The sequence below is a fragment of the Saccharicrinis aurantiacus genome (assembly GCF_947489045.1).
GTDB lineage: Bacteria > Bacteroidota > Bacteroidia > Bacteroidales > Marinilabiliaceae > Saccharicrinis > Saccharicrinis aurantiacus.
The window spans coordinates 38,656-59,527 of sequence record NZ_CANLCN010000012.1; the positions used below are offsets into that span (position 1 = coordinate 38,656).

19 protein-coding genes are annotated in these 20,872 nt (G+C 34.0%); 8 read left to right on the forward strand and 11 right to left on the reverse strand.

Translation table 11 applies throughout. The features are described from left to right. Positions 1-19: 19 nt before the first annotated feature. The gene (locus QMO11_RS14190) at positions 20-886 is read left to right on the forward strand and encodes a hypothetical protein (RefSeq protein ID WP_282037892.1); all 867 of its coding nucleotides are present in this window, start codon (positions 20-22) and stop codon (positions 884-886) included. Between the two features lie 8 nt (positions 887-894). Here the strand turns inward: QMO11_RS14190 and QMO11_RS14195 are convergent, their stop codons facing one another. The 5 genes from QMO11_RS14195 to QMO11_RS14215 form a co-directional block, all read right to left on the reverse strand. Further along, positions 895-1,512 carry a nitroreductase family protein gene (locus QMO11_RS14195; RefSeq protein WP_282037893.1) on the reverse strand — a complete coding sequence of 206 codons (618 nt, stop codon included), beginning with the start codon at positions 1,510-1,512 and terminating at the stop codon, positions 895-897. Beyond that, positions 1,505-2,167: a nitroreductase family protein gene (locus tag QMO11_RS14200; protein ID WP_282037894.1), complete on the reverse strand. Its 663-nt coding sequence runs from the start codon at positions 2,165-2,167 to the stop codon at positions 1,505-1,507. The genes QMO11_RS14195 and QMO11_RS14200 overlap by 8 nt, the downstream gene beginning before the upstream one ends. A 50-nt stretch (positions 2,168-2,217) precedes the next feature. Then, complete coding sequence (locus QMO11_RS14205) at positions 2,218-3,387, reverse strand: 4Fe-4S binding protein (RefSeq protein ID WP_282037895.1); 1,170 nt, start codon at positions 3,385-3,387, stop codon at positions 2,218-2,220. Between the two features lie 318 nt (positions 3,388-3,705). Further along, positions 3,706-4,428 carry a (Fe-S)-binding protein gene (locus tag QMO11_RS14210; protein ID WP_282037896.1) on the reverse strand — a complete coding sequence of 241 codons (723 nt, stop codon included), beginning with the start codon at positions 4,426-4,428 and terminating at the stop codon, positions 3,706-3,708. A gap of 134 nt (positions 4,429-4,562) precedes the next feature. Next, complete coding sequence (locus QMO11_RS14215) at positions 4,563-6,446, reverse strand: methyl-accepting chemotaxis protein (protein WP_282037897.1); 1,884 nt, start codon at positions 6,444-6,446, stop codon at positions 4,563-4,565. A gap of 400 nt (positions 6,447-6,846) precedes the next feature. Here QMO11_RS14215 and fabG point away from each other — a divergent pair, with 400 nt between their 5' ends. From fabG to QMO11_RS14245, 6 genes are all read left to right on the forward strand, one after another. Next, the gene (gene fabG / locus QMO11_RS14220; RefSeq protein ID WP_075602622.1) at positions 6,847-7,593 is read left to right on the forward strand and encodes a 3-oxoacyl-[acyl-carrier-protein] reductase; all 747 of its coding nucleotides are present in this window, start codon (positions 6,847-6,849) and stop codon (positions 7,591-7,593) included. An 87-nt stretch (positions 7,594-7,680) separates the two neighbouring features. Then, a complete protein-coding gene (locus QMO11_RS14225) occupies positions 7,681-8,724 on the forward strand; it encodes a DUF6340 family protein (RefSeq protein ID WP_282037898.1) in 1,044 nt (347 codons plus the stop codon). Continuing rightward, a complete protein-coding gene (gene dacB / locus QMO11_RS14230; protein ID WP_282037899.1) occupies positions 8,721-10,109 on the forward strand; it encodes a D-alanyl-D-alanine carboxypeptidase/D-alanyl-D-alanine endopeptidase in 1,389 nt (462 codons plus the stop codon). The genes QMO11_RS14225 and dacB overlap by 4 nt, the downstream gene beginning before the upstream one ends. A gap of 9 nt (positions 10,110-10,118) precedes the next feature. Then, positions 10,119-11,273, forward strand: coding sequence for a DUF819 family protein (locus tag QMO11_RS14235; protein WP_282037900.1), 1,155 nt, complete (start codon positions 10,119-10,121; stop codon positions 11,271-11,273). A 291-nt stretch (positions 11,274-11,564) separates the two neighbouring features. Further along, complete coding sequence (locus QMO11_RS14240) at positions 11,565-13,211, forward strand: diphosphate--fructose-6-phosphate 1-phosphotransferase (RefSeq protein WP_075602618.1); 1,647 nt, start codon at positions 11,565-11,567, stop codon at positions 13,209-13,211. A 155-nt stretch (positions 13,212-13,366) separates the two neighbouring features. Continuing rightward, positions 13,367-13,780, forward strand: a complete 414-nt coding sequence (locus tag QMO11_RS14245; RefSeq protein ID WP_075602617.1) for an RrF2 family transcriptional regulator — start codon at positions 13,367-13,369, stop codon at positions 13,778-13,780. 46 nt (positions 13,781-13,826) lie between these two features. Here the strand turns inward: QMO11_RS14245 and QMO11_RS14250 are convergent, their stop codons facing one another. From QMO11_RS14250 to QMO11_RS14270, 5 genes are all read right to left on the reverse strand, one after another. Further along, the gene (locus QMO11_RS14250; RefSeq protein WP_139314838.1) at positions 13,827-14,024 is read right to left on the reverse strand and encodes a hypothetical protein; all 198 of its coding nucleotides are present in this window, start codon (positions 14,022-14,024) and stop codon (positions 13,827-13,829) included. A 182-nt stretch (positions 14,025-14,206) separates the two neighbouring features. Further along, positions 14,207-15,598, reverse strand: coding sequence for an NfeD family protein (locus QMO11_RS14255; RefSeq protein ID WP_282037901.1), 1,392 nt, complete (start codon positions 15,596-15,598; stop codon positions 14,207-14,209). 10 nt (positions 15,599-15,608) lie between these two features. After that, positions 15,609-16,400, reverse strand: coding sequence for an EI24 domain-containing protein (locus QMO11_RS14260; protein WP_282037902.1), 792 nt, complete (start codon positions 16,398-16,400; stop codon positions 15,609-15,611). Positions 16,401-16,435: 35 nt separating this feature from the next. Further along, the gene (locus tag QMO11_RS14265) at positions 16,436-17,632 is read right to left on the reverse strand and encodes an MFS transporter (RefSeq protein WP_282037903.1); all 1,197 of its coding nucleotides are present in this window, start codon (positions 17,630-17,632) and stop codon (positions 16,436-16,438) included. Positions 17,633-17,724: 92 nt separating this feature from the next. Continuing rightward, positions 17,725-18,192 (reverse strand): MaoC family dehydratase, encoded by a 468-nt coding sequence (locus QMO11_RS14270; protein ID WP_075602614.1) that lies wholly within the window; start codon positions 18,190-18,192, stop codon positions 17,725-17,727. 201 nt (positions 18,193-18,393) lie between these two features. On the opposite strand from QMO11_RS14270, the gene QMO11_RS14275 reads away from it, so the two are divergent. After that, the gene (locus tag QMO11_RS14275; RefSeq protein ID WP_282037904.1) at positions 18,394-20,361 is read left to right on the forward strand and encodes an OmpA family protein; all 1,968 of its coding nucleotides are present in this window, start codon (positions 18,394-18,396) and stop codon (positions 20,359-20,361) included. Positions 20,362-20,442: 81 nt separating this feature from the next. On the opposite strand, the gene QMO11_RS14280 is transcribed toward QMO11_RS14275, so the two are convergent. Then, positions 20,443-20,844 carry a response regulator gene (locus tag QMO11_RS14280; protein WP_282037905.1) on the reverse strand — a complete coding sequence of 134 codons (402 nt, stop codon included), beginning with the start codon at positions 20,842-20,844 and terminating at the stop codon, positions 20,443-20,445. Between the last annotated feature and the right edge of the window lie 28 nt (positions 20,845-20,872).

Sequence of the window (20,872 nt, forward strand, 5' to 3'; positions counted from 1 at the left end):
TATGCTAGGTTTTCTAATTATGATTAGAAGATTTAGCATATTTTTGTTTCTAGTAGTTCCATATCTCGCGAAAGCGCAAGGGTGTAGTGATGCGGGTATTTGCAGTATGCCGCAATCATCAGTAACTTTGCACGAAAAATCAAAGCCTCTATCCGTGAGTGTTGAACAAACCTGGGAGTTGGGAGAACAGGATATGCAATATTTGCATTCTGTTTTTGGTTTAGCTTTGAAAGCATCCGATAAATTAGATATTTCTTTTTCAATACCACTTCGTAATGCATACTATAGTCAAGAATGGTACGCCTATATTAGTGATGCTACTTTAGCAAGCAGGTATTTAGTAAGCGATAAAATTGGTATTACACTTGGTGCTAAATTCCCCATTGGAACTGTCACCGCGCAAGATGCCGCCGGTAATCATCTGCCAATGGCCCTGCAAGGAGGATTGGGTACTTATGATTTATTATTTCAAGGTGAATATAAGATGCCTTCCTGGTCAGTTGCATTAGGTTATCAGTTGCCATTTGGGGCTATTGATAATACCTTTGAACCAAACGGAAAGTTTATTGATTTTCAGAATAGTTATCATTTAGATAGGGGAGATGATATTATGCTGCGATATAACCGCATGTGGGCCAGTACCAATTTAAATTGGATGGCATCAGTTGTATCTGTTTATCGTATCAAAGGAGATTATATTTATGATGGAGAAAGAGTACCAGAATCAGAAGGAATTTCTTTTAATCTCGGCTTACAAGCCATAAAATCAATTCAAAAAGGGAATTTGAAAGCTAGGTTAGCCGTACCTGTTTATGTTAGAAAAGCTCGCCCAGACGGGCTAACCCGAACTGTAATTATCGCTCTTGCCTGGGAGGGTTTTTTATGATTAATCTATTATTCTCTCCATTCTTCCCAATGTATATTATTGGGGTCGAATTTATCCTTTGGTTTGTCCTTACCTGTGGGATAACCAAGTGTGATTACGCACAAAGGAACCACGTGTTCAGGCAACTTTAACTCATATTTAATGTGTTCAGTATAATCTTTCCAAGGATATACTGATTTCCAAACAGCACCAAGTCCCATGCCTTCAATGGCCAATAGCATATTTTGGGTAGCTACAGAGGTGTCGGTAATCCAGAATTCAGGTGCACGTTCATCGGTCTTATGCATGTTGGCACATACAACAATAGCAGCTTTTGCATCTTTTTGCTTGATGGCAATTAATTTATTACTGCTTGTTATAGGAATAAACTCCCAAGGTCTTTTATCAATTCCAGAAGGGGCTGCCATTCCGGCCTTCATAATGGTAAGCAAATCTTCTTTAGAGACTGATTTATCCAGATAATGTCGTACACTTTTTCTGTTATGAATCACCTCTAGAATAGCATCTCTTTTGGTGGTTGAAGAATTGGCCACATCTTCTAGTTTAATTCTTGTTTTAACTAGCTTATAGGTAGTTATAAATAATACTATAGCTAGCAATAATGATAATGTGTGACTTTTACTCATCTGTTTTCACCGATTTTTTGGTCCATTTTTCCCAATGAATATTATTGATATCAAACTTATCTTTAGCCTTTTCAACTCCTGTTGGATATCCCAAAGGAATAATGCATAAAGGCATTATGTGGTCGGGAAGATTAAGTACATTTCTAGCATGTTGCATGCGCTCTTCGCCAGGGTATAATGTGCTCCAAACACCACCTAAACCCACCGCTTCAATGGCAAGAAGCATATTTTGTGTAGCAGCAGAGTTATCTGTAATCCAAAACTCAGGGTTTCTTTCATCAACCTTGCTCATATCACCACAAACAACAATAGCAGCAGGTGAACCATCTAAACCACTGGCCCATTCAAGTTCTTTACGTAATTCAAGCATTGTGCTTCTATCTGTTATAGCAATAAATTGCCAAGGGCGAGTATCGTGTCCTGATGGTGCAGCCATTCCGGCCTCCATAATAGTAATTAAATCTTCTTGTGATACTTTTTTATCAGTATAATGTCTAACGCTTTTTCTATTTTGTATGACGGATAAAACCGCTTCTCGTTGTGTTGTTGCTGATTGTTCTGTTTCTTCCGATTTGCGCCTAACATCTACTAACTTGTATGTTGTTATAAAGAGAGCTATTGCTAGTAAAAGTGATAATAATTGACTCTTATTCATAATATATAAATATAAGTGTTGTTGTTGTTGTTAATTTATTGGGTTAAATACTATTTCTCAATGGGTTTTCTGATGGTGTTTAGTATGTATCCTGTGGGGCATGCAAATCTGCACCATGGCCGAGGTGTAAATACCGAAAGTGCCAAGAATGTTAATGCCAAAATTAATACGGGTATAGAAGCTGACTTAAAGATAAATGCTGAAAAAGGTTCAATATTCGTTAAATCAAAACCCACTCCTGTGAATAATAGAAGCATAATAGTGGCAAATACTTTCTCTTGCAATGTTGAAAGAAATTCCTTTACCCGTGGTGATAATTTGACCTTATCTTTTTTTATTTTCCCCAATAAATCCTGACTTGCTCCAAATGGGCAAAGATGACTACAGTAAAATGATTTGCTAGTGAACAATGGCAATCCAATACTTAGTATCAAAATGACGAATACAAATAGTTTAGCAGGTAAGTCGATCCCATATATTATCCAATTGCTTATCGAAAAAATAGATAAGAAGGTACCTAACCAAAATCCTAATATTAGTATTGTCAATACCTGATGTAAGGTTCTCACTTTTCTCATCTTTTTAGTAAAGAAAAATTGTAGCAGTGCTAATATAATTAGTAAATAGCCCGAAGCTGTTTTTGCAATTGTCAATAAATCTATCTTCTCAACTTCAGAAGCCGATTGTTCCGAAATTTGCCCAACTCTGTGTCTGAGGGTTTTAATAATGGCTGTTGAGCTTAATGTAGCACCACTAAAAGCATCTACTTTTTTATTGCTAAGCTTGTTTATATGAATATTATCCCAACTTTTAAGAAAGCCAGAGGCTACAATATCACCAATAAAATCAGGTGATTCATAATTCTTTAATAGAGAAATGCCCTGGAGTTTATTACTGTTGTCGAAACCAATTAATAAAGGAACTGAAGAGGTATATCCAGTTATCGAATCGGAAAAGGGACTACTATTTATCGCCCATCCTACAAGTTGTGTTCCTGAGTAAACTAGTATACTAACTGCATTTACTTCATATTTATCAGCTGAGCTAAATATGCTTTGGATATCTGTCAACTCAAATTCCGTTTTCTGACTCTCACCTTCCTCGCTAGTGAATAATTTGATGCCGAATAATTGCTCATTTTGTATTGCCCAAACTCCTACAAGTAATATAATAATGCAATACGCTGATGCTTTTTTAATAACGTTATTATTTATTTTCATAGAGCTAGTAATAACATTACAACTACTGCTGCCAGTATTATATTAATAACATCACTAATGCTTATTTTTTTCATTTGTATAATGTTTGTTGATGTATTTGTTTTTGATACAAAAATAGTTATCCTGTGCTTTGTAGTAGTGTACTTATATTGGAAACTATTGTTAAATTATTGGCTTTTACAGAAGACTGAATTGTTTATTGTCAGCTTGAGTAGTGGGCTGTGTGTATAGAAAAGGAGGGAAGTCTAAATTCAATATCAATTAATAGAAAATCATATTGAATTTAGATAATTATAATTTATGAGGTCTAATTGACCCTTATAAATTCTGAGCCAATATATCAGCCAAATGAATAGTTTTAATATTCAGCTTCTGCTCATTAATATACGACTGAATATTCAGTAAGCACGATGCTTCTGTTGATACAATATATTCTGCACCAGTAGCCATTGCATGTTGTACTTTTTGCTCAACCATAGCAGTTGATATTGGAACCATTTTTACCATGAATGTACCACCAAATCCGCAGCATGTGTGGGTATCTTCCATTTCGCTTAGCTCAATGCCTTCAACATTATTTATTAAAGTGCGCGGTTCATCAGTTAAGCCATATTCGCGTAGCGCAGAACAAGCATCGTGATAAGTTACCTTGTGCGGGAAATTAGCTTTAAAGTCAGTTACCTTTAAATGGTTTACTAAATAATCGCTTAGCTCAATAACATTACGCTTTAATCTCTCACAATCCTCAAGGTAATCAGGTTCATCCTTTAAAACTTCTGTGTAGTGATTTTTAATATAACCAGCACATGAGGCGGAAGGTACAATAATTGGTCTGTCCTCAGGAAAGTCTTTGATGAATTTAATGGCTGTTTTCTTAGAGTTTTTCCAAAATCCACTGTTGAACATTGGCTGTCCACAACAAGTTTGTTTGGGGTTGTAGTTTACTTCAATATTTTGAGATTCCAATATCTTTACAACACTCCATCCTGTGTTAGGAAACATTTGATCAATAAAGCAAGGTATAAATAAGTCGACAGTCATTATCTTAAAATTTTGCCAAAGTTAATTTTTTAGATCTTATCAGCAGCTTCTAATTTTATTTAATTCGGGTAGTGCAATAAAAAAAGCTCTATGATAAATTATCATAGAGCCTTAGTATATTTTTACTCTGTATTTTATTTTGTTGTGAAATAGTTCATTGTGTCATTCAAAGCTTTTGCCTGCTGAGATAACTTTTCAATAAACTGATTCATTAATTCGGCTTGTTGTGCATTTTGTTGGGTTATGCTATTTAGCTCCGAAATAGTACTGTTTACCTGATCAACTGCCGATGTTTGGTTTTGTGAGTCAAGCGAAATAACATTAACCAAATCAGCTGTTTTTACAATTTCAGGAGTTATCGCATCTAATTTTTCAGTAGCGCTGTTTGAAACTTCTTGTCCCATTAAGGCAGCATTCTCAATTTCGTCAGTCAAGTTTTTAGTGCGCTCCGCTAGTTTTCTAACTTCGGTAGCAACTACTGCAAATCCTCTTCCACTTTCACCGGCTCTAGCTGCTTCCACTGCTGCGTTTAAGGCTAATATATTGGTTTGTGCAGCTATCTCTTTCACTTCTAAAACCTTCTGAGTAATCTCTAACATGGCCTCATTACTTTGGTGCACTGTTTTTAGTCCCTCTTGAATGTTTTCAGCAGCAAGCGTAGAAATACGATTGGTTTCAATTGAGTTGGTGGTGTTTTGGTGTGTGGTACTCATAATTTCAGCCATTGTTGATGAAATTTCTTCCATAGAGGCAGCTTGTTCTGCAGCACTCTCTGCTAATTTTTGAGTCTCAGATTCAATTTCAGACGAGGCACCAGTTATCGATTTGGTAATGCTAATTACCGTAGAAACTACTTCGTTAATTTTATTGGTCATTTCACCTAAGGTAGAAACCATCATACCTATTTCATCATTTCTTGATGTATCCATCGATGCACTTAAATTACCTTCCGCAATTTGAGAAGCAAATTCTGATGTGTCAGATATCGGCTTAATAACATTTTTAACCATTCCGAAAAGAAGTACTATTATAATGATAAGTCCTATAACCCCTGAGGCAAATATAATCAACGACTGTTGTCTGGTTTCTGCTAATACAGTGGATACAGGAATGCTATAAGCAAGTCCCCATTTTTCAGGAGAATTACCAATTTCGATGCTCGAGAATGAATAAAAATTGTTTTCTTTTTTCTCATCCTCAATTTCACTTAAAAAATGAGTACTCTCTTCAAAATTATTAAACAGTTCGCTGGTCTCAGGAAAATCAATTCCAGTATCCTTTAAAAATTTACCTACCCACTCTTCTCTTTTCGACGCAATTATATGACCATTATTAGAGAATAATATGATATTGGCTCCTTCAATACTCTCTATCTTATTTAGTATCTGTTGGTAACTATCAAGCTCCATATCAAAACCCACTAAGCCGATAAATTTGCCATTTCTTTTAATAGGAACACAAATGCTAGTTTCCATAATTGGAGACGCTAGTTTTCCTTCATAATCCTCGTAGTATGGGTTGGTTACGTATTCATCATTTAACTTATGGATAGTTTCATATAAACCGCTCTCACCATTTATATCAAGGGTGTCAGATTGGTAAGTAATGCTATTGTCGTAATTAAAAAATGTACTTCTTCTTCTTCCGTATTCAGCTGTCCAAGAATCTGACATTGTATTTAATTGCCAATTATACCAAGTTCCTTTTAAGTGACTATTATGATCTATAAAAGAGCGGATAACGCTATTTGAAAGTTCAATTTTAGTATCTGAATCTTCATCTCTAAATGCTTCAATACTTTGAGATAAAGCTCTAGCTAAGGATAAGTCCTCATTGAGAAGCTGCGAGATTCGAGAGGAATATAGCTGTGCGGAAAAGGAAGTTTCATTAAATGCTTTTTCCTTGGCATTTTTATTAAACTGAATATTGATAAAGGTAAAGATGATGCCGTATACTATAAATACAGGTATAATAATATTACTAACTACTTTACGCTTTAAATTTGATCTCTTCTTCATAGAATGTGTTGTTAAAGTGCTTGAGTACTATTTTTGGAAGGTTTATTTTAAGTCTAATACAATGCAAATATAAAACATAGACACCTTTCGTAGTATGATTAATGTTGGATTAACATAAAATAACGTATTTTTTTTCCAGTACCCCTATATTTAAGTGTTAGTGTACTTAAATATGAGGAAAATGTTTCACTAGTGATGCTATAGTTGCTAGTACGCGCTCAAAAAAGCAATTTTAACTCACTTTAAGGCTGAATGGATAATTCTTTTAAATCAGACTGATCATTGTTAAAAAAAACCGAGGACTTAGATAATTATTACTACATTTGCCAAGCTAAATTTAACAAGGTTTTATTATATAGATTTTGTTATAAATTACCTTTGAGAATAAAAATTTTATAAAATGAAATTATTAGAAGGAAAAACTGCAATTATTACTGGTGCTGCTAGAGGTATTGGTAAAGCTATTGCAATGACTTATGCACAGCACGGATGTAATGTAGCATTTACTGATTTACAAATTAACGAGGCTGCGCAAGAAACAGAAAAAGAATTAACAGCTCTAGGGGTTAAAGCCAAAGGCTATGCTTCTGATGCAAGTGATTTTGAAGATACACAACGTGTAGTTGATGAGATTGTTGCTGATTTCGGTCGTGTTGATGTATTAATCAATAATGCTGGTATCACAAAAGATACATTATTAATGCGTATGACTGAAGAGCAGTGGGATATGGTTATTAAGGTAAACTTAAAATCTGTATTTAACTTTACTAAAGCTGTTCAGAGAACTATGCTTAAGCAACGTTCTGGATCTATCGTAAATATGAGTTCTGTAGTAGGTGTTAGCGGAAACGCTGGTCAGGCTAATTATGCAGCTTCTAAAGCTGGTATGATTGGTTTTACAAAATCTATAGCTAAAGAATTAGGTTCTCGTGGAATTAGAAGTAACGCAATTGCTCCAGGATTTATCATTACAGAAATGACAGGTGTGTTAGCTGATGATGTTAAAGCACAATGGGAAGCTCAAATTCCATTGAAGCGTGGAGGTACTCCTCAAGATGTTGCCAACACATGTGTATATTTAGGTTCTGATTTATCACAATATGTAACCGGACAAACAATTCATGTTTGTGGTGGTATGAATATGTAGTATATAATTACATCTTTTTATATATTTGGCTGTTCTATTTTAATAGAGCAGCCTTTTTCATTTTTAGGCATAAGTAATTAATATTATATGAAGCAACTCATAAATTATATACTACTGGTTTTTTTATTAGTGTTTGCCTCGTGTTCAACGTACGAACCTTTTACTATAGATGTACTTGCACCAGCCAAGTATACCATAGCGCCTGAAATTACATCAGTAGTTTTAGTAAATAATTCTATTCCTTATCGGGATACCACAAAAAATACGGTTCAGGTAAATGGTAAGAAAAGAACAATGCAATCCGTATGGCAAGATGATTTTGCAGAAATTGCCCTTCAATCTCTGAATCAGGAATTATTATTGCGCGAGTTTTATGATACTGTTTATTATCACAGTCAAACTTTAAAAACAGATGCTTCCTATCCTTATAGAGCTTTAAATTGGTTACAAGTAGATAGTATTTGCAATATTTATGGTGCAGAAGGAATCATTTCATTTGAAGCTAATCGTTATGCAACAACAGTAAAAGCAGAACCTCAATACGATGGTGGATTTTATGCCACTATGGATGTTGAAGGAGCTATTTTGTGGCGAGGATACAATAATATTGATAGGACAGCTTTATATAAAGAAGTGCAAAAAGATACGATATCGTGGCAAGCCTATGGAAGTACTCTGGAAAGAACCATACGCGATTTACCTGATCTTAAAGAGGCTTACGTTAGTTTAGCCGAATATCAGGGTATACAAGCAGTTAATCATACAACGCCATTATGGGAGAGTGCACAAAGGGGTTTGTATAAAAGTGGTAATTATCAGTTCCTTCAGGCTGCCGAATTTGTGCGTAAAAAACAATATGGTGAAGCCATTAAACTTTGGAAGTATATCTATGATAATGCTAATAGTAAGTATAAAGCACGTTCTTCATATAACCTAGCTGTTGCATCTGAAATATTAGGCGATTTTGAATCGGCTAAATATTGGTTGAAGATATCGAATGACATTTATATTTCTAAAGAAGGAAATGTAAATAAGGAAGAGTTTTTACGTTCGCAAGAGTATGCAAAAATTCTTCGTGCACGTTTAGAAACTATAAATAAGTTAAAAGAACAAGTAGGAGGGTTTGAATGAAATATATAGTAACGCTTTGTTTTACCTTAATATTCGTGCAAATAATTGCTCAAGATTCCTTTAATCCCGACGAGGCTCTTTTGTGTAAATTATCAAGGACTGAGAGTAAAGTATTTTTTTCTGAGCATTCAAAAGTACCAGCTGTTCCTGCATCATTATTAAAATTGGTAACAACAAGTACCGCTCTTGAAGTGTTAGGTCCTAATTTTCGGTATAGAACACGAGTAGGATACACGGGTGATATTATAAATGGAGTTTTGCACGGTAATATTATTATAGTGTCGGGTAATGATCCAACTTTAGGCTCCGACTTATTTGATTCAACTTCTGTTGATATTCTATTTTCTCAGATAAAACATTCGCTTGAGCTAAAGCAAATACAGCATATAAAAGGAGATATTCAAATTCAATTCAATAGTGCAACAGTAGATTATCCGGCAGCCCGTTTATGGGAAGATATGGGGAATTATTATGGAGGGATTCCTAATAATCTAAACTTCCGAGATAATACCATAAGAATTACATTGAAAAGTGCTGAAGTAGGTTCAAAAGTTAAAGTTGTAGATATAGCTCCTGATATTGATTATTATACCATTCAAAGCAATGTTATTGCTGCAGCTCATCAAAAGGATAGTGCCTATGTGTATGGTATTAGTCAGCTTCAGAAATGGTGGATTGAAGGTTCTATTCCGGCAAACCGTGAAGCTTTCACTATAAAGTCAGCTATGCCTGATCCATCAATGGTATTTGTTCAAGATTTACGATTATTTCTTAAAGAGAATCAAATAGCGTTTAGTAACAATACTGAGGAAAGTACTTCCGTGGATGGTGCTTTTCAATTGCTGTGTGAAGTCTATTCTCCAACGTTATCTGAAATTATTAAAGTAACCAATCATAAAAGCAACAATCTTTTTGCTGACCAACTCTTCTTAACTCTCGCAGAAAGATATTCGGGAGTTCAATCATGGGATAATGGTGTTCTAGCAATTGAATCTTTTTGGAAAGATAAAATAGATTACGCGTCTAATTTTAACATTAAAGATGGAAGTGGTTTGTCGCCAAAAAACCACTTAACCTCCGAAGGGATTGTACAATTATTAGAATGGATGCAAAATAATAGTTCCCATTTTGATGTATTTAAGGAATCTTTAGCAATTGGAGGGCAATCAGGTACTTTAGAGTATGTGTTTAGAGACCCTAAAATTAAGGGTAAAATATTGGGCAAGAGTGGCTCTATGGAATCAGTAGTGGCTTATGCCGGCTATTATATCAAAAATGACAATAATTATATTCCGTTTTGTATAATCGCCAATAATTTTCTTTCAAGTAGTAAAAGTGCACGCAAGTATATCGATAAATACTTAACTGCTCAATTTTCAAAATAGTCCCTCAGTATGCAAGTTGCTTTTCTATTGTTGTTTTACATATTATCACCATTTGTAATTCTATACCTGTGCCATAAATATGCTTTTATAAATAAGCTAGGAGCTGTTTTAATGGCATATGTGGTAGGAATAATTATTGGTAATACGGGCTATTTTAATGGCGATGCTATAAATCAGATGCAAGAAATAGTGATGTCTGTAACCATTCCATTGGCAATACCATTAATACTATATTCGAGCAATTTAAAAAAGTCTTTTGAATTAGCTAAAAGCACTTTTATGTCACTATTAAGTGCTTTAATTGCGTTAGTCGTAATTGTAGTGCTTGGGTATTTTATATTTAAGCCTATTGGCAATGGTAATTTTTCAAAAATATCAGGTTTGCTTGTGGGCGTTTATACAGGAGGAACACCTAATTTGGCAGCCTTAAAGATGGTTTTGGATGTTGATGTCAGTACCTACTTGGCTATTCATACTTACGATATGGTTTTATCAACTTTGCATTTGTTTTTTCTAATGTTGATTGGTAAAAAAATGTTTGAGTTGGTTTTACCAAAGTTTGTAAATCAAGATAATAATATTGATGATAAATGGATTAGTGAAGTGGCCAAAGATCCCTATTGGGGTTTATTGAGTAAAGAAAATAGACTGCCGCTTCTGAAAGCCGTAGGTATCACTTTTTTTATAGTTGCCATTGGTGGTGGTTTAATGATGCTTATGCCTGAAAAATATCAAATGGCGGTATTTATTTTATCAATTACAGCTTTAGCACTTGTTGCATCTACAAAAGATACCATTAAAGATATACCAAAAACTTACGAGTTGGGTATGTACCTTATTTTAATATTTAGTATCGTAGTAGCCTCAAAGGCTGATTACCGTAATTTCACTAATATTAATCCTACTATATTCTATTATGTAACCTTTGTGGTCTTTGGTTCAATGATACTTCATGTATTGTTAGCTAAAATCTTTAAAATAGATGCTGACACTGTAATCATAACCTCAGCAGCTTTAATTTGCAGCCCACCATTTGTTCCAGTAGTGGCAGGAGCCTTAAAAAACAAGGCTTTAATTTTACCAGGTATTACGGTTGGAATAGTTGGTTATGCTATTGGCAACTTTTTAGGATTTCTAATTTCTGAATTACTCACATTGTTTTAGGATTTTTTGTAGTTTATTAAACTTCTTAAATTCTTTTGATTCAAAGCTTACTAGCTTATTATAGAAAATGAGTTTAAATAACTATTAAATCATAAATATTAGGATTGATTCTTTTTTAAATTGAAAAAATAGTGTCATTTTTGCAGGCAATTAGAAAACAGGTCAAAGGGCCATATTCTAAGGTAAAGTTTGTTGGGTATTTATGTATTAGAATACTGTTTATATAGCTGATAAACTTATAAAGTTGAAATAGATTATTTCTAAAAACTATATTTAAAATATTTGGATAAGATGATTAAAAGTCCACTTCAAATTGCTCGCGAAAGCTATGCTCCAAAAGTGCCTGCTGCATTAAAAGGAGCTGTAAAAAGTGTTCAAGGAAAAAACACTGAGTCTGTTGCTGATCAGGCAGATATTAAAAAACTTTTCCCAAATACTTATGGTATGCCAATTTTAACTTTTGAGCCAGGAGATTCTTCTGCTACAAGTGAGGCTATTGCTGTAGGTGTTATTCTTTCAGGTGGTCAAGCTCCAGGAGGTCATAACGTAATTTCTGGTATCTATGATGGTCTAAAATCTTTAAACCCTGCAAACAAAGTTTACGGATTTTTAGGTGGTCCTGGTGGATTAGTTGATAACGATTATTTAGAGTTAACTGATGATATCGTTGATCATTACAGAAATACTGGTGGATTTGATATCATCGGTTCTGGTAGAACTAAATTAGAAGAAACTGCACAATTCGATAAAGGTTTAGAGAATTGTAAGGCTTTAGGAATCAATGCACTTGTTATTATTGGAGGTGATGATTCAAATACAAATGCTTGTGTGTTGGCTGAGTATTATTTAGCTAAAGATGCTGGTGTACAAGTTATTGGTTGTCCTAAAACAATTGATGGTGACCTTAAAAACGAAATGATTGAAACTTCATTTGGTTTTGATACAGCTTGTAAAGTATACAGTGAGCTTATTGGTAACATCCAACGTGATGCTAACTCAGCAAAAAAATACTGGCACTTTATTAAATTAATGGGTCGTTCGGCTTCTCATATTGGTTTAGAGTGTGCTTTACAAACACAACCAAACGTAACTATTATTTCTGAAGAGGTTGAAGAAAAAGGTTTAACTCTTGATGAAGTTGTTACTGATATCGCTAATGTTGTTGCTGCTAGAGCTGAAACAGAAGGAAACTTTGGTACTGTTTTAATTCCAGAAGGATTAGTAGAATTTATTCCTGCTATGAAAGTTCTTATTTCTGAATTAAACGATTTATTAGCACATAACGAGGCTGAAGTTAATGCAATTGAAACTGACGTTGAGAAAAGAGCATTTGTTGCTGCTAAATTAACTGCTGATTCAGCTGCTGTATTTACTTCTTTACCTGATGGATTTGCTAACCAATTAATGTTAGATCGTGATCCGCATGGTAATGTACAAGTATCAATGATTGAAACTGAGAAGTTATTAATTGATATGGTTGCAGCTAAACTTAAGGCTATGAAAGCTGAAGGTAAATATGTTGGTAAATTTGCTGCTCAAGGACACTTCTTCGGATATGAAGGACGTTGTGCTGCTCCTTCTAACTTTGATGCTGATTATTGTTATTCATTAGGAACAACAGCTTCATTATTAATTGGTGAAGGTAAGTCGGGTTATATGGCTTCTGTACGTAACTTAACAGCTCCTGCTGATCAGTGGATCGCTGGTGGTGTACCTGTTACAATGATGATGAACATGGAGCGTCGTCATGGTGAAATGAAACCAGTAATTCAAAAAGCATTAGTTCGTTTAGATGGTGCTCCTTATAAAGCATTAGTTGCTAAGCGCGATGAGTGGGCTAAGACTACATCTTTTGTTTATCCAGGTCCTATTCAGTATTTTGGTCCTTCAGAAGTATGTGATCAACCTACTAAAACTCTTATGGAAGAGAGTAAATAAGTTTCAAGAAACTTTATTATATAGAGCCTCGCGTTAGCGGGGCTTTTTTGTTTTATAACATATCGAAAATTTTTTATCATAATAATAAAATCAGTTTATTTGCAGTCCCAATATATTTCTTTACCAGACTTTTTAAAAGTCTCATATTATAAAATATGTCAAAAATATTCACACTTTCAGAAGCTTCTTCCATAGCAATTCATGGTATGGTTTTAATTGCTAAATCGGACGTTAAATTAAATGTTAACCAAATTGCTGAAAAAATAGATAGCTCTAAGCATCATGTAGCAAAAGTCTTTCAGCGATTAGCAAAAGAGAATTTGGTTAGTTCCAACAGAGGACCAAGTGGTGGTTTTATCCTTAAAAAGGATCCTGAAGAAATCTCGCTTTTGGATATTTACGAAGTTATTGAAGGAAAAATTGAGATTGAAGGATGTATGCAAGATAAGGAAGAGTGCGCTTTTGACTCTTGTATTTTGGGTAATATATCAAATGATTTGGCTTGCAGATTTAGAGCTTATTTGAAAGATAAATTTCTGATAAATTATTTAGATAAAGCATATAATTAAGAACAAATTATATAAAAAAAGCTGCATTAAGCAGCTTTTTTTGTTTTTACATATCGTCTTCATCAAAATAGTAATCATCATTCATTCCGTGAAAACCATCTCCTAAAACATCTTCAAAATCCTCTGCTAAATCATTATAAATTTCAGAGTCTTTGTTTTTTGTAACTCTTGTAGGTTTGTCTTTTCTTTTCTCATCAAGATCTTGATACGAAGTTGAATTTGTCTTTTTTTTCTCGCTCATCATAACTCTGCCCTCCTTGCATATACAGTTAATTATCTATTTCACTTAGGCAAATTACATATTACCAAAGATAGATTTAATGACAAAATGCAGACAAAAAGTATTAATTTTTCACTATCTAATAAGTCGGAATAATTAATATCCCACACATCATTTTAGATTTGCTAAAAGTGTAATTAGCCATATTAAGCCTTTGTAACGTATAGCTGACCGGCTTCAAATTTAACAACATCTACAGTTTCACCCTTTTCAATAATACCTATTAGTGCAATTGCATCGTAAAGTTCATCATCAATGCTTATTTTTCCTGAAGGACGTAGCTGCGTTTCAGCAATGCCTTTTTCTCCAATTAAATTAGCTAAAGAAGGATCAAAACTTAAATAACCTTCAGAAATTTTCTGTGATCCTTGCAAAGCGACTTTTGAAAGGGCACCTGTTGTAAATAATTTTTCAGTCATTGGTATTGCAGCTGCAAAGGCCAGAAAGGTTCCTGAGGATACAATAATCAAGGCTTTTACCATTTCGTCTCCTGGTACGTTTGTAAAATCAAACACAACATTTTCAAGAAGACTAAGCATAAGGCCTGCAAATACCAAAGTAATTCCTGCAATCCCTGTTATACCAAATCCGGGCACCACAAATATTTCAAGAGCAATTAGAGCCAAGCCTGCTATAAAAAGTAATATTTCCCAATTTTCAGCCAATCCATCAATATATAAAGGAGCGAAGTATAATATAGCTGCAATGCATGAGGCTAATAACGGGAAGCCAATTCCTGGTGACTGCAACTCGAAATAGAGACCGCCAATGATTACAAGAATTAAAATACCATGAAAAACAGGGTTTGTTAAAAAGCCTTTTATATTACTATACACAGTTGGCTTGTGGGTAACTATTTCATAATCGGTGTAGCCAAGTTTATTTAAAACTTCATCCATATTGTCAGCTTCTCCTTCGCAAAATCCAAATTCAATTGCTTCAAGAGTCGTAAAGGTTAATATTTTTCCTGTATCAATAATTCCTTCTAGGTATATGCTTTCATCAACCATGGCCTCTGCAATTTTAGGATCTCGTCTCCAAATATAAGTCGTATCTGAGCCATTGACTATCGTATCTTTTCCATGGGCTTCTGCAGTTGCTCTAATTGTTGAGCGCATATAGCTTTGATATTTATCGGGCATTTTTTCACCACTCTGATTAACAACCGTGGCAGCACCAATATTGGCACCAGGTCGCATAAAAATGCTGTCGCAAGCAATGCTTATTAATGCGCCTGCAGAGGCGGCATTATTATCAATAAATACATGAACTGGTATATTGCTATTTAAAATTTTAGTGCGTATTGAATCGGCAAAAACTACCTGACCACCATAAGTGTTTAAGTGAAGTAATATCACATCAGCTTTTAATTTATTGGCTTCCTCAAATGCATTTTGAGTATGTATCCATGATGTACTTCCAATTTCTTGTTTAATATCAAATTTATAAACAATTGATTGCAAGGTGCTATCAACTTGAGCTTTACAAATAAAGAAAGTTACTAATAATAGAGAGGTAAAAATGGTTCTTTTTATCATAGTGGTATTTCTATTGCAGTTTTTGTTTATTATCGATCATTAATTCTATTGTTGATATTGTAGCAGCTGTTATCGCTATAATAGAAACAAATCCTGAGATTAGTACTCCAATATACGGAATTAAAAGAATTGCGGAGAATATTGTTCCATTTCCAACGGTTAAACCTTTGTTTGTTTTAGCAAAGTTAATGCTTTGGTTAAGGTTTAGATTTTGTCGTTCCATGGTGTAATCCATAAACGAAAACCCGTAAAAATAGGCAGTGACTAAAAACAATAGAGGTCCACTAACTAAGCCTACTACAGGTACAAAACTTAAGGCAAACAATCCTATGGTAATTATTATTTCTAATCCAAGGTTTCTTAACGCAAGTAGTATGCCTCTCCAAACATCTTTTGCAAATTGTTTAATGCTGAAAGGATATTCATTTCCGGTTAGTTTTTGTTCTACTTTTTCAGATAAAATGGCATAAATAGGGGATAGTAGTATGAGTACAAAATAGCCACCTATAAAAGCAAATATTGAGATGAACAGTAAGCGTATTAATATATTTATCAGAAAGAATATTACATCATAAAGGACTCCTGAACCCCAGAACTCCCAGGTTTCTATTGATATCCAACTATTAATTTCTGCTATTGCTTTTGAACTTAAAGATACTGTTGAAGCATATCCTAAAATAAAGAGAAGGATATTTAACAGGATAGGAAATATAAAGAACCAGGTTAGTTTATGGTGTATAAGGAATTTTGAGGCTTTCGAATAGGCCTTAATTCCCTTAGAAAAGTCTTTGAAAAATGTCATATCAAGATTGAGTTAATTGCAACTAAAGTAAATTTTTAAACGCTTTTGTGCAAACTCTGCTGTTTTAACGAGTTTAGAAATAAGAATATGGATGAGCCAATTAGAATTGTAAATACTGCACCTATAATTATCAGGGCCTGTGAGCGAGTGTAATTGTCTGATAAATATCCGAAGAGGGGTGCAATAATGGCAAACATAGCTCTAATTAATAAGCTTCGGATTGAAAGAACTGTTGCTCTTATGTCGCTTGAAGTTATTCGATTGATATAATCTTTTAATACTGGTGTTGCGATACCTCTTGAGAAGTAAAAAATAGCCAGTATTAAGAATATCCATGAGGATGAAACAAAACCGAGTATTACAAAAGTTCCGGTTATTATTATTGAGGTAAGCCAAATGGTACTTTGAGGTTTCAATCGTTTCTCAATTTTGTAGGCAAAAAGTGTGGTGGTACCTACTATTAAATTGAGTACCGAATGCGTTGTTCCAATGGTTATTTCTGAAAATTTTAAATCGTATAAGTATAACTGATAAACCCATGCCATTGTTAAGGTTGCAGTTCCTAAAATGGAAGAGTAGATTAAATTCCACCTGAGGTTTCTATTTTTAACCATAGCATACCAAACAACATCAAGTATATCTTTTAATCCAGGCTTTTTTCTATTGGAATTTAGAGGTGGTTCAATAAGCATTATGGCTGCAGGTACGGCCATGAAGGCTATGCCTGTTTGTAGTATAAATGGAAGACGCATATTTATTGCTGCTAGAGTTCCTCCTAAAATACCAGCCAATGCTTCAGAGTAATTACCAACTGTAAAGTTTCGTCCTTCGTATTTTATATATTCATTTTCTTTATTAGTCGATTTTAAGGTATCATAAAGCAATGCACTATCAGCACCAGAAATGAAGCTTTGTCCAACTCCTAAAATTAGTTCTGCTAACATAAAATAGTAGAACCCAGAGGTAGTTGCGTAAACTAAAAAACCCAAACAGCCTAGGATAGATCCTATGATGAGTGTTTTTCGTCTACCTAACACATCAGCAACATATCCTGATGGTATTTCAAAAATTACAATAGCTATTGAATAAAAAGCTTTTAACTGAAATGATTGTTTATCAGTAAAGCCCATATCTTTATAAAAGAGCATTAAAATAGGCATGGTTAGCATAAACCATTTTGCTATTTTTATAATGTAGAGTTTGTTTACGTTTGAGCTTATGTTTTGTGCCATATAAATAAAAAATGCCTGCAACCATTAATGATTGCAGGCAAAAGTATATTTTATGATGTTTAAAAGGAAAGAACTATCCTTTTAAGTTTACATTAATCGTTAAAATGATAAAGGAAAACTATCTCACCAATAAAAGCAGGTTTTTTATTTCCTTCAATTTCCATTTTCACACCAATTGTTGCTTTAGTAACACCACGTAGGTTAACCACATCATTAACTTTTGCAACAAGTCTAATTTTAGACTCAACAATAACTGGCTGATTAAATTTCAAATTCTCAACGCCGTAGTTTACTTGTAGTTTAATGTTTTTTACATCAGCAATTTGCGACCATAAGTGTGGCAATAATGAAACCGTTAAATATCCATGTGCAATGGTATTGCCAAATGGAGATTCTTCTTTGGCTTTTTCTGGTTGCGTATGTATCCATTGGTGGTCAATGGTTGCATCAGCAAATAAGTTTATTTGTTCTTGTGTTATAGTGTGGTAATCCGACTTTCCAATTTCACTTCCTTTAAGCGCTTCAAGTTCTTCAAAGCTGCTAATAACCGTCTTGCTCATATGTGATCTTTTTAATAACAAAATTAAAATTCAGGCCAAATATACGCATTTTGTTTACTTCTGTTTAATAATTCTAAAATATATACTCGCTAGTTTGAACCATATTTAATGATTTTTATCAGTTAAATATAATGCGGAAGTTGATTGTGGATAGTGGCTCAAATAAGTTACTTTTACAAGCTAAATCTCAAAAATAGCATAATGCGCATCAGATTGTTTTTATTCATCAGTTCACTAGTTTGTATTCAATTGCTTAATGCACAAAGTTTAACAACTAAAAACAAGAAGGCGGCTTCGTTATTTCAAAAAGCCACATCATTTTATAGTTCCGATAAGTATAACCTAACTATTCAAGCATTAGATCAGGCTTTAAATAAAGATGAGAATTTTATTGAAGCCTATTTATTACTTGCAGATGTTTATCACCAGCAGGAAGATTTTGATAGCGAGAAGTCTTCATTATTAAAAGCTATAGAAATTGATAGTACTTTTTTTATAACAAGTTATTTCAATATAGGTGTGGCTTCATTTCATATTAATGAGTTTGATGAAGCTAAAGTTTGGTTTGAGAAGTATCAAAGTAAAACTCGAAGTAAGCTTTCTAAACAAAAGGCAGATAGGTGGATTGAGAAAACTGCTTTTGTAAAAGAGATTATGAATAAGCCAAAAGTGATTGAGCCGCAAAATTTAGGATTAGAAGTAAATAGCCATTACGATGAATATTGGCCAAGCATCACTGCTGATGAAAATGTTTTAATATTTACGGTATTAGCGCCAAAGGATACCACAAGATTAAATGCAGGAAGTTTACCCAAAACAGCTCAATATTTTCAAGAAGATTTTTATAGAGTGATAAAAGATGAAGAGGGTAACTGGGCTTCGCGCGAAGTATTACCATCACCATTAAACACAGATAGTAACGAAGGCGCACAAAGCTTATCAGCGGATGGTAATTGGATGTTTTTTACTGCATGCGGACGAAAAGATTCTAAAGGAAGTTGTGATATTTATTTTAGTAAAAAAACAAAATATGGATGGAGTGAGCCTGTAAATGTTGGTTCACCTGTTAACTCACCGTATTGGGAGTCGCAGCCTTCATTCTCTGCTGATGGTAGAACCTTATATTTTACGAGTAATAGAAGTGGTGGCTTTGGCGGAAAAGATATTTGGTGTGCTAAAGTTATTGGATACCGCGAAGATGGAAGCCCTTTTTTTGGTAAGCCAGAGAATTTAGGTCCAAATATTAATACACAACAGGATGAGAATTCACCTTTTATCCATCATGATAATAAAACCTTATATTTTTCAAGTGAAGGATGGCCTGGATTGGGTAATATGGATCTTTTTGTATCTCGTAAGGATAAGAATGGCGAATTTGGAGAGTCTGTAAATTTAGGATACCCAATTAACACTACTGATGACGAAATAGGTTTAATTGTTACCGCTAGTGCGAGAACAGCCTATTATTCTTCGAGTAGATTTGATACTTCATTGGGCGGTAAAGATTTGTATAGCTTCACTCTTCCTGTTGAACTAATGCCAAATCCGGTATCTTACGTTAGAGGTAAGGTGTTTGATAATAAAACCAAAGAGCGTTTACAGGCAAATTTTGAATTGAAAAATATTGAGACAGGAGATTTAATAGTTGAAGCTCTATCTACCGATTTTTCTGGTGAGTTTTTAGTTTGCTTGCCTACCGGGGCAGGTTACGCATTAAACGTATCTAAACCTGGTTACTTATTCTATTCTGATCATTTTGATATGAATGAGCTATCATCAGCTGAAAACCCATTTGAACTGAATGTTTATTTGAATAAGATTGAAGTAGGTCAACAGATAATTTTGAAGAATGTATTCTATCAAAGCAATAGCTTTTTACTCAAAGCGTCTTCTCATGTTGAACTGGATAAGTTAACCGCCTTTCTTGCTGAAAATCCTGATTTGCAACTTGAAATTACAGGACATACAGATAATGTTGGTGGAGAAGATTATAACAGAACTTTAAGTAAAAATCGTGCTGAACAGGTTTATAATTATTTGGTTAAAAAGGGAATTAATAAAGCACGATTAAAGTATAAAGGGGCCGGAATGAGCCTGCCAATTGAAAGTAATGATACACCTGAAGGAAGAGCTAAAAATAGAAGAACAGAAGTGCAAATTATAGAATAATCCCGAAGAGGTTGTGTATCAAAAATATAGAATAGTAGTGCACAAAAAAAGCCATTCTGTTAAGAATGGCTTTATATTTATTTACTTGTTTAAATATTTTGAGAGTGTCTCCATCAATATTTGTAGCCTTATTGGTTTTGCTAGATAATCATCACAGCCAACTTCTAAACACTTTTCCCTTTCGCCTGACATTACGTGAGCTGTTTGTGCAATAATAGGAATACTAGAATTAATTTTTTTTATCTCTTTGGTTGCAGTGTAACCGTCCATTATGGGTAGTTGAAGGTCCATTAAAACCAGATCTATTTCGTTATTCTGAAACATATCAACAGCTTCTTTACCGTCTTTTGCCCATAAAATTTTGGCACTGGTTTTTCTTAACGCAGCATCAAAAAAAATCTTGTTTGTGTCAACATCTTCCACAACAAGAATAACTTTTTCACCCCAATCTTGATTAAGGGAACTGCTAATATTTTCACTCATAGCGTGTTAATTTCAGTAATCTTTCATT

Bases quoted from the DNA above. Each gene is read 5' to 3' on its own strand.
- QMO11_RS14190 (WP_282037892.1), top strand. From the start codon at position 20: ATGATTAGAAGATTTAGCATATTTTTGTTTCTAGTAGTTCCATATCTC.
- QMO11_RS14195 (WP_282037893.1), bottom strand. From the start codon at position 1,512: ATGAGTAAAAGTCACACATTATCATTATTGCTAGCTATAGTATTATTT.
- QMO11_RS14200 (WP_282037894.1), bottom strand. From the start codon at position 2,167: ATGAATAAGAGTCAATTATTATCACTTTTACTAGCAATAGCTCTCTTT.
- QMO11_RS14205 (WP_282037895.1), bottom strand. From the start codon at position 3,387: ATGAAAATAAATAATAACGTTATTAAAAAAGCATCAGCGTATTGCATT.
- QMO11_RS14210 (WP_282037896.1), bottom strand. From the start codon at position 4,428: ATGACTGTCGACTTATTTATACCTTGCTTTATTGATCAAATGTTTCCT.
- QMO11_RS14215 (WP_282037897.1), bottom strand. From the start codon at position 6,446: ATGAAGAAGAGATCAAATTTAAAGCGTAAAGTAGTTAGTAATATTATT.
- fabG (WP_075602622.1), top strand. From the start codon at position 6,847: ATGAAATTATTAGAAGGAAAAACTGCAATTATTACTGGTGCTGCTAGA.
- QMO11_RS14225 (WP_282037898.1), top strand. From the start codon at position 7,681: ATGAAGCAACTCATAAATTATATACTACTGGTTTTTTTATTAGTGTTT.
- dacB (WP_282037899.1), top strand. From the start codon at position 8,721: ATGAAATATATAGTAACGCTTTGTTTTACCTTAATATTCGTGCAAATA.
- QMO11_RS14235 (WP_282037900.1), top strand. From the start codon at position 10,119: ATGCAAGTTGCTTTTCTATTGTTGTTTTACATATTATCACCATTTGTA.
- QMO11_RS14240 (WP_075602618.1), top strand. From the start codon at position 11,565: ATGATTAAAAGTCCACTTCAAATTGCTCGCGAAAGCTATGCTCCAAAA.
- QMO11_RS14245 (WP_075602617.1), top strand. From the start codon at position 13,367: ATGTCAAAAATATTCACACTTTCAGAAGCTTCTTCCATAGCAATTCAT.
- QMO11_RS14250 (WP_139314838.1), bottom strand. From the start codon at position 14,024: ATGATGAGCGAGAAAAAAAAGACAAATTCAACTTCGTATCAAGATCTT.
- QMO11_RS14255 (WP_282037901.1), bottom strand. From the start codon at position 15,598: ATGATAAAAAGAACCATTTTTACCTCTCTATTATTAGTAACTTTCTTT.
- QMO11_RS14260 (WP_282037902.1), bottom strand. From the start codon at position 16,400: ATGACATTTTTCAAAGACTTTTCTAAGGGAATTAAGGCCTATTCGAAA.
- QMO11_RS14265 (WP_282037903.1), bottom strand. From the start codon at position 17,632: ATGGCACAAAACATAAGCTCAAACGTAAACAAACTCTACATTATAAAA.
- QMO11_RS14270 (WP_075602614.1), bottom strand. From the start codon at position 18,192: ATGAGCAAGACGGTTATTAGCAGCTTTGAAGAACTTGAAGCGCTTAAA.
- QMO11_RS14275 (WP_282037904.1), top strand. From the start codon at position 18,394: ATGCGCATCAGATTGTTTTTATTCATCAGTTCACTAGTTTGTATTCAA.
- QMO11_RS14280 (WP_282037905.1), bottom strand. From the start codon at position 20,844: ATGAGTGAAAATATTAGCAGTTCCCTTAATCAAGATTGGGGTGAAAAA.